7 protein-coding genes and 1 pseudogene are annotated in these 6,045 nt (G+C 68.3%); 4 read left to right on the top strand and 4 right to left on the bottom strand.

Annotated elements, in window-relative coordinates; genetic code table 11:
* Nucleotides 1-183: 183 nt before the first annotated feature.
* Nucleotides 184-2,412 carry a phosphoribosylformylglycinamidine synthase subunit PurL gene (gene purL / locus B2U11_RS06440; protein ID WP_292070666.1) on the bottom strand — a complete coding sequence of 743 codons (2,229 nt, stop codon included), beginning with the start codon at nucleotides 2,410-2,412 and terminating at the stop codon, nucleotides 184-186.
* A gap of 103 nt (nucleotides 2,413-2,515) precedes the next feature.
* On the opposite strand from purL, the gene B2U11_RS06435 reads away from it, so the two are divergent.
* Nucleotides 2,516-2,743, top strand: a complete 228-nt coding sequence (locus B2U11_RS06435; protein WP_292070665.1) for a hypothetical protein — start codon at nucleotides 2,516-2,518, stop codon at nucleotides 2,741-2,743.
* Nucleotides 2,740-2,976 carry a Tat pathway signal protein gene (locus B2U11_RS06430; protein ID WP_292070663.1) on the top strand — a complete coding sequence of 79 codons (237 nt, stop codon included), beginning with the start codon at nucleotides 2,740-2,742 and terminating at the stop codon, nucleotides 2,974-2,976. Before B2U11_RS06435 ends, B2U11_RS06430 begins: the two co-directional genes overlap by 4 nt.
* On the opposite strand, the gene B2U11_RS06425 is transcribed toward B2U11_RS06430, so the two are convergent.
* The gene (locus B2U11_RS06425) at nucleotides 2,973-3,770 is read right to left on the bottom strand and encodes a hypothetical protein (RefSeq protein ID WP_292070662.1); all 798 of its coding nucleotides are present in this window, start codon (nucleotides 3,768-3,770) and stop codon (nucleotides 2,973-2,975) included. The genes B2U11_RS06430 and B2U11_RS06425 overlap by 4 nt on opposite strands.
* A 131-nt stretch (nucleotides 3,771-3,901) precedes the next feature.
* On the opposite strand from B2U11_RS06425, the gene B2U11_RS06420 reads away from it, so the two are divergent.
* Complete coding sequence (locus B2U11_RS06420; protein ID WP_292070661.1) at nucleotides 3,902-4,303, top strand: hypothetical protein; 402 nt, start codon at nucleotides 3,902-3,904, stop codon at nucleotides 4,301-4,303.
* Nucleotides 4,304-4,356: 53 nt separating this feature from the next.
* Entirely contained in the window at nucleotides 4,357-4,602 is a 246-nt protein-coding gene (locus B2U11_RS06415) for a hypothetical protein (protein ID WP_292070659.1), read from the top strand.
* On the opposite strand, the gene B2U11_RS06410 is transcribed toward B2U11_RS06415, so the two are convergent.
* Together B2U11_RS06410 and B2U11_RS06405 are read right to left on the bottom strand one after the other, a co-directional pair.
* The gene (locus B2U11_RS06410; RefSeq protein ID WP_292070658.1) at nucleotides 4,599-5,417 is read right to left on the bottom strand and encodes a hypothetical protein; all 819 of its coding nucleotides are present in this window, start codon (nucleotides 5,415-5,417) and stop codon (nucleotides 4,599-4,601) included. The two genes, B2U11_RS06415 and B2U11_RS06410, sit on opposite strands and share 4 nt — an antisense overlap.
* 30 nt (nucleotides 5,418-5,447) lie before the next feature.
* Nucleotides 5,448-5,852, bottom strand: a pseudogene (locus tag B2U11_RS06405) (phosphoribosylformylglycinamidine synthase subunit PurQ); the annotation flags it as partial.
* Nucleotides 5,853-6,045: the final 193 nt, after the last annotated feature.

Here is a 6,045-nt window from a genome sequence, read left to right as displayed (position 1 = left end):
TGATTGAGTACGAACCCTAGATCGCGCACATATTCGCTGACGTTTTCGTAGGCGCCGTCCTGGCCGACATTGGCCGAGACGAACTCGCTCAACGGGCCGCTGATGCGGACGTTCAGAGTCTGCGACTTGGACATGAAAGCGTCTCCTGTCCTCAATATGAGGATTATCGAGGACAGGGCAAGCTCAGCCCCGCGCTTCGATCCAGCCCGGCATCCAGCCTTCGTGCCATTCGCGCAGGTGGGCGACGGGGATGCTGAACAGCTCGCCCTTGTCGCCCTTGGAGGCGAAGGCGTCCCCGCCCGCGTGGCCGACGACCGAGGCGTGGAGGCCGGCCGCCTGGGCCCTGGCGATCAGCGTGTCGGGGTCTGACACGGCGACCAGATAGCGGGCCTGGTCCTCGCCGAACAGGAAGATGTGGGCGTGGGTCGCGCTGGTGGCGTCCAGCGTCACGCCGACGTCCGAGGCCAGGGCCAGGTCGGCCGCCGCGCCGATCAGGCCGCCGTCCGACAGGTCGTGAACCACGGTCAGGTCGCCGGCCTCGATCAGGCCGCGCACGAAGTCGCCGGTCTTCTTCTCCAGCTTCAGATCGACGGGCGGCGGGGCGCCGTCCTCGCGGCCCAGCACCTCGCGCAGATAGATCGAGGCGCCCAGTTCGCCGGTCGTTTGGCCGATCAGGACCAGGGCGTCGCCCTCGGCCATGGTCGAGAAGCCGGTGACCACGTCGTAGTTGGGCAGAAGGCCGACCGCGCCCACGGTCGGCGTCGGCGGAATGGCGACGCCGTTGGTCTCGTTGTAGAGCGACACGTTGCCGCTCACGACCGGGAAGGAAAGTTCGCGGCAGGCCTCGGCCATGCCGTCGATGGCGCGCACGATCTGGCCCATGATCTCGGGCCGCTGGGGATTGCCGAAGTTCAGATTGTCGGTGATGGCGATGGGGCGGCTGCCAACGGCGGTCAGGTTGCGCCAGGCCTCGGCCACGGCCTGTTTGCCGCCCTCATAGGGGTCGTTCTGGACGTAGCGGGGGGTGCAGTCCGAGGTCACGGCCAGGCCCTTGTCGGTGCCGTGGACGCGGACCACGCCGGCGTCGGCGCCGGTGGCCGAATCCTGCAACGTGTCGGCCATGACGTGGCGGTCGTACTGCTCCCAGATCCAGCGCTTGGACGCCATGTCGGGGCAGGCCACGACCTTCATCACCGCATCGGCCCAGTTCTCGGGCGCGGGGATGTCGGAATGGTTCAGCTTGGGCTGGAGTTCGGGTTGGACCCAGGGGCGGTCGTACAGCGGCGCGTCGTCGAACAGCGGCGCCAGCGGCACGTCGCAGACGGTCTCGCCATGATGCTTCAGCACCAGCCGGCCAGTGTCGGTGGTCACCCCGATGACGGCGGCGTCCAGGCCCCACTTCTGGAAGATGCGATAGCCGTCGTCCTCTCGGCCGGGCTTCAGCACCGCCAGCATCCGCTCCTGCGACTCCGACAGCATCATCTCATAGGCGGTCATGCCCTCTTCGCGCTGGGGCACGGCGTCCATGTTCAGCTCGATGCCGACGCCGCCCTTGCCGGCCATTTCGACCGAGGAAGAGGTCAGGCCCGCCGCGCCCATGTCCTGGATGGCGGCGACGGCGCCCGAGGCCATCAACTCCAGCGTCGCCTCGATCAGCAGTTTCTCGGCGAAGGGATCGCCGACCTGGACGGTGGGGCGCTTGGATTCCGACTCGTCGTCGAATTCGGCCGAGGACATGGTGGCGCCGTGGATGCCGTCGCGGCCGGTCTTCGATCCGAAATAGACCACCGACAGGCCTGCCGAGGGCGCGGCCGAATAGAAGATGCTGTCGGCCTTCGCCAGGCCCACGCACATGGCGTTGACCAGGATGTTGCCGTTGTAGCCGGCGTGGAAGTTGGTCTCGCCCGCCACGGTCGGCACGCCGACGCAGTTGCCGTAGCCGCCGATGCCCGAGACGACGCCCGAGACCAGACGCTTGGTCTTCTCATGGTTCACGTCGCCGAAGCGCAGGGCGTTCAGCAGGGCCACCGGGCGCGCGCCCATGGTGAAGACATCGCGCATGATGCCGCCCACGCCCGTCGCCGCGCCCTGATAGGGTTCGATGTAGGAGGGGTGGTTATGGCTCTCCATCTTGAAGATGCAGGCGTCGCCGTCATCGATGTCGATGACGCCCGCGTTCTCGCCCGGCCCGCAGATGACGCGATCGCCGGTGGTCGGGAACTTGCCCAGATGGATCTTGGACGACTTGTAGGAGCAGTGCTCGGACCACATGACCGAGAAGACGCCCAACTCGACCTGATTGGGCTCGCGGCCCAGCCGGTCCAGCACGACCTGGTATTCGTTCGGGGCCAGGCCGTATTCGGCGGCCAGTTCGGCCATCGACTTGGCGGGGGTCTTTTCGGGAGCGCTCATGGGCGGGGCTTCTAGCCGCAGATGGCCGTCCTGTCAGCCTCGCGCTTGCGGGGACGGAACATCCGGCGCGCCCGGCGATTGATTCCGGCGAAAGGACGCCGCCATGACCCAACCCGAGATCGAGCCCAATCCCCTGACGCCCTCGCCGCAGACGCCCCAGCCCGAGCCCAGCGCGCCGGGCGTTCCCGCCGACACGCCAACGGAACTCCCGCCGGGTTCGCCGGCGGAATTTCCCGAGGACAACCCGCCCGGCGGCGGACCCGAGATCGCGGCCGACGACGCCGGAGTCTCGGCCCTGGCCGAGACGGTCCAGAAGGAAGCCGACCGATGACCCGCAGCCCCAACGGCGTCGCCCCCACGCCGGCCGATGGCCAGCAGATGGACCGGTCCGACGACCCGGAGATTACCGCGGCCCTGGACGAGGTCGCGCCGGAGATGGCGATGGACAGTCGCCGCCAGCACCTGACCGGCTCGGCTGCAGGCGTGGGCAGCGTGGGCTTTGACGAAGCCGGAGCCTTCGACGTCGGCGACGGAGAGACGCCGGATGGAGCCGCCAAACCTTAAGTCGCCCGTTCGACGCCAGGCTTCAGCCGGAAGGCCAGCAGTACGCCGCCGATCAACAGCAGCATGGCGCAAGCCAGGGCGGTGAAGGCGACGGCAGGCTTCTGTCCGTGTTCGGCGACGAAGGCGCCCAGCAGGCCCCAGGCTGGCGGAAGCGGATAGACCAGGGTGCGCAACGCCGCAGTGACACCCAGCGCCACGGCCGTCGTGACGACGATCGCCAGAATGGCCCAGCCGCCCGGCGCCAGCATTTCCGGCAAGGCCTGGAAGGCCGTCAACGTGGTGATCAGGTTGAGCGGAGCCGCCACCGTCAGCCACCCCGCCAGCGCCGCCAGAGGCCACAGCACCAGGAGCCGATCGCGCTCGAACCGGCCCAGCCCTCGCGCCAGGGGCGCCAGGACGAGCAGGGGGATGAGCAGGGCGATCAGGGCGGCGAAGATCACGGCGACGCTGGCCGCCTTCAGGTTCATCGCCGCCACCACGATCCAGAGGCCGATGCCGAAGAAGGCCACGGCCGACGGCCAGCCCAGCCGCCGGATCATGTCGCTCTCGCCGGTCTGGGGCAGGACCTGGCGCACGGCGTAGGCCAGGATTCCCACATAGATCAGGCCCCAGATCGAAAAGGCGTAGCCGGCGACGCGCAGGGTCGAGTTTCCGTCGGCGGCGAATTCGGCCTGGGTCAGGCCCAGGCCCGCAAGGTTCTGGACCAGCGGGACCACGACGGCGAAGACGGCGGCGGCCAGCACCAACAGGCGGCGGGTGCGCTGGGCCGGCGTGGGGCGGATGACCGAGGACATGGCGTTTCCGGAATAAGGGGATGATCGTCTGGCTTGGCAATACGCACGGGGGCCGCGCTTGGTTCACGGCCGGATATCGCGGTCGGGCGGGCGATGTTAGTCTGGACGCCTCTCACCGACACGGAGCCGCCGTGAAGTTCGTCGCCGCCCGTCTTCTCATCCCCGTTCTGCTGGCCGCCGGCGCCGGCCTTCACGCCGCGCAAGGGCGGGCGCAGGACACGCCGCCGCTGGCCGCCACGAGCCCGGACGCCGCAGCGCTGCAGAGCGCCTGGACGCGCGTTCGCGCCGCCCTGACGCCGGCGCAACAGGCTCTGGAGGTGCGCCGCTTCCTGGACCTCGTGCGAGCGGGAGGGCCGGGGCGCGCGTTGGAGGTGGACGTGCGCGACCCCGCCTCGGGTCGCGCGGTCCCTCTTGACGACCCGGCCGTCCTGCAAAGGCCGCAGGCGCATCAGGTCACGGTGGTGTTGGACGGACGCTTCTACGATTTTCGGCCCCTGTCCCGCGCCGCCCTGGAGCCCCTGGTCGACCGCTGACGGAACCGGGGGGCACCCGGCCGGTTCTCCTGCATCATCACAGGAGAACGACCATGGCCGACGCCCCCGACACCCCCAAGGAAACCCCGACCTTCCAGACCGATGAGGTCAAGGCCAATCTGGCCATCGAGGCCGGCCAGGGCGTCGGCGCGCGCGAACTGGCCGCCCAGCGCGATCCCGGCGGCGTCAACACCGCCGACGAAGACGAAGAACTGGAGAACGGCGTGTCGGTCGAGGCCGGCGACCGGGATCAGCTGGATGAGAACGTCAGCGTCCAGGGCCTGGACAACGCGGGCTAGCGCAGCTCGAAGTTGACCGAAAAGCTTATCATGCGGCCTTGCAAGTCGATCCCGGCGGCGGCGGCCTCGTCTGTCAACGACACCCTGGCGCGCGGCAGGGCCCGCTCGACGGAGCGGCCCAGGTTGTAGCCCGCGGGCACCTCGCTCTCCGTCTGGCAATCGGTCAACGAGCCGTCCTCCTTCGCCAGGCAGGTCAACACGACGTAGCCTCGCGTGGGCATTCGTCCCCCCACCGGCTCCGGGAAGGTCGGTCGGGGAGGGGAACGCCATTGGACAAAAGCAGGCAACCCGTCCTGGCCGTTGCCCTCCATCTTGTCGATGCCTGTCATGCGCGGGTCCACCAGGGGGCGACCACAGGCTGTCAGGGTCTGTTCGATCGCGGTGCTGGATGGCTCTATGTCCATGACGTAGCGGATGCGCCGCTCGCCTTCCTTGTCCGGCGGCACGGTGATTTGGAGCGCGCCTCCCCCCGCGAGGTCGCGGGCGACGATGGCCGGGATTCGGCTGAAGGCGACTGACCTGTTCGTGCCGACGCTCCAGGTGCTGCTCTTGGCCTCGCCCCCTTCGCCGACCTGGAGCGAGAGAGCACGCGTGGCGCCTGCAACTTCGGGCAGACCCTGAATTATGATGTCGTACACGCCGTCCTGGCACCGTGCGATCAGGCTGAGACCGTTTGTAAAGCTGATCGTGGCGACGACGGCCTTCGCCTCAGGCGCACGCGTCAGCGCCCAGTCGCTAGGGTCATCCTGACACCATGCGACGGCAGGGGCAGCAGTCGCGAAGCTGATGAGAAGCAGCAGGATTGAGCGGGGCATCGATCCATTCAACCCAACTTCAGATTGCCGTCAAGCCGCCGCGTAGATGCTCCGGAACAGGGTCGCGCCGTCGGCGGAGCCCAGTTCGGCCTCGAAGGCGCGGTCGGGGTGGGGCATCATGCCCAGGACGTTGCCGCGTTCGTTCTGGACGCCGGCGATGTCGTTGACCGAGCCGTTGGGGTTATCGACATAGCGGAAGACCACCTGGCCCTCGCCCTCGATGCGGGCCAGCGTGTCGGCGTCGGCGAAGAAGTTTCCGTCGCCGTTGCCCTGAGTCATGACGACCTCGCGCTGGCCCTGGTAGCCGGCGGTAAAGCGCGTCTGGCCGTTGGCGACCGTCAGGCTGATCGGCTTGCAGACGTATTTCAGGCCCTTGTTGCGCAACAGGGCGCCCGGCAGCATCCCCGCCTCGCATAGGATCTGGAAGCCGTTGCANNCCCGGGGAAGACGATGACGGCGGCGCTCATGGCGCGGGCCTCTAGCACCGTTTGGCGGAAATGTCAGTGCGCGGGTTCGAGAAGGCCCAGACGCGTCTCGATCCGACCCAGCCGCTGGTCGTGTCGACCGATGATCTGATAGATGTTGGCGATGTCCTGGCCGACGCCGGTGATATGGGTGCGGATCGCCT

Source organism: Brevundimonas sp. UBA7534 (genome assembly GCF_002479325.1).
Lineage (GTDB): Bacteria > Pseudomonadota > Alphaproteobacteria > Caulobacterales > Caulobacteraceae > Brevundimonas.
The sequence above is the reverse complement of the archived record's forward strand: the minus strand, read 5'-3'. Positions and strand labels throughout refer to the sequence as shown.

Coding starts and splice junctions, on each gene's coding strand:
- purL (WP_292070666.1), bottom strand. CDS start 2,412: ATGAGCGCTCCCGAAAAGACCCCCGCCAAGTCGATGGCCGAACTGGCC.
- B2U11_RS06410 (WP_292070658.1), bottom strand. CDS start 5,417: ATGCCCCGCTCAATCCTGCTGCTTCTCATCAGCTTCGCGACTGCTGCC.
- B2U11_RS06415 (WP_292070659.1), top strand. CDS start 4,357: ATGGCCGACGCCCCCGACACCCCCAAGGAAACCCCGACCTTCCAGACC.
- B2U11_RS06425 (WP_292070662.1), bottom strand. CDS start 3,770: ATGTCCTCGGTCATCCGCCCCACGCCGGCCCAGCGCACCCGCCGCCTG.
- B2U11_RS06435 (WP_292070665.1), top strand. CDS start 2,516: ATGACCCAACCCGAGATCGAGCCCAATCCCCTGACGCCCTCGCCGCAG.
- B2U11_RS06430 (WP_292070663.1), top strand. CDS start 2,740: ATGACCCGCAGCCCCAACGGCGTCGCCCCCACGCCGGCCGATGGCCAG.